The following is a 1,247-nucleotide window of genomic DNA, read 5'->3' as shown; positions in this document are numbered from 1 at the left end:
GCCGGTCGTCGTTCCTGACCTGAGGAAGACGCCATGCGCGACTACACGATCTACCGCGACGCCAACCGCGTCCGCTGCTACCGCGACGCCAACCGCGTCCGCTGCTACCGCGACGCCAGTGGCGTCACCTGGCACGTCGACTGCCGCTGCGGCGGCGTGATCGGCGCGCCGTGCCCCGTCTGCAACCCGAGCCCTGAGGAGCCGAAGATGACGACGACCGACCTGATCTGCACCGAGCGCCTGGTGATCCCGACCTTCAACGCCGAGTTCGTGCCCGAGGAGGACCAGGGCCCGTGCGCGGGCGTCGCGGTCGCCCGCGTGGTGATCGAGCACGACGGCGAGAAGTGCGGGGACGGCGGGCTGTGCCTGTTCGACCCGGAGGAGGGCCTGGAGCTGGCCCTGTGGCGGCAGACGCGGCTGCTGTGCCCGACCACCTGCACGAGCACGAGCGGGCGGTGGCCGAGCGCGGCGAGCTGGTGGGGGAGACGCTGACCCGCCTGTGACGACCGAGGAGAGCCGCCCGGGACCACCGGGCGGCCTCGACCTGTTGGAGGGGAAACCGATGGAGAGCGAGACGGTGCCGGGCGTGCCGGCACTGCCGACCGGCGGCGGTGCCGCCGAGGCCGCCGGGTAAGCCGGCGTGGTTCACGTGGAGAAGGTCGACGTGCCGGAGCGCCCCAGCAGGGGCGCGTGGGTGTCGGTGTGGCTGGCGTTCGGTGCCGGCATCGCGGCATCGCTGGCGGCGAACATCGCGCACGCCGGTGCCGGCGCCGGCGCGAAGGCGGTCGCCGGTTGGGCACCTCTGGCGCTGCTGCTGTGCTCCGAGGTGATGACGCGGGTGCCGGCACCGCGGAGCCGGCTGCTGAACGTGGTGCGGCTGGGCGGCACCGTGATCGTCGCTGGCGTCGCCGCCCTGGCCAGCTACCGGCACATGAAGGGCCTGGCCCTGGAGTACGGCGAGGACTGGCTGACGGCGAGCACACTGCCGCTGTCCGTCGACGGCCTGGTGGTCGTGGCGTCGATCGGGCTGGTGGTGCTGTCGCAGATGCGGCGCGCGGCGATCGCGGCCGAGCGTGCCGCCGCCCTGGCTCGTGCCGCCGAGCGGGAGCCGTTCCTGGCTGCCGTCGCCGCGGCCCCCGTGCCGCCGCCCCAGATGCCGCTGCCGGTGCCGCCGGCCGCCGCCGAGCCGGTGCCGCTGCGGGACCCGGACCCCGTGCCGGTGCCGGAGCTGGCCCCCGTGCCGGTGC

At 74.8% G+C, this 1,247-nt stretch carries 3 protein-coding genes; all 3 read left to right on the top strand.

The window, feature by feature from the left end:
* Positions 1-33: 33 nt before the first annotated feature.
* Positions 34-492 carry a hypothetical protein gene (locus tag ACL02O_RS34230; protein WP_412822325.1) on the top strand — a complete coding sequence of 153 codons (459 nt, stop codon included), beginning with the start codon at positions 34-36 and terminating at the stop codon, positions 490-492.
* 7 nt (positions 493-499) lie between these two features.
* Positions 500-634, top strand: coding sequence for a hypothetical protein (locus tag ACL02O_RS34225; protein WP_357327068.1), 135 nt, complete (start codon positions 500-502; stop codon positions 632-634).
* 6 nt (positions 635-640) lie between these two features.
* On the top strand, positions 641-1,247 hold a 607-nt coding region (locus ACL02O_RS34220; protein WP_412822324.1), incomplete at its 3' end, for a DUF2637 domain-containing protein.

Source organism: Micromonospora mangrovicola, from assembly GCF_047200535.1.
Classification (GTDB): domain Bacteria; phylum Actinomycetota; class Actinomycetes; order Mycobacteriales; family Micromonosporaceae; genus Micromonospora.
Note: the sequence above shows the minus strand (reverse complement) of the source record. Positions and strands in the feature narration are given on the sequence as shown.

What these genes read in the sequence shown, in the direction of transcription:
- ACL02O_RS34230 (WP_412822325.1), top strand. Translation starts at nt 34, where the DNA reads ATGCGCGACTACACGATCTACCGCGACGCCAACCGCGTCCGCTGCTAC.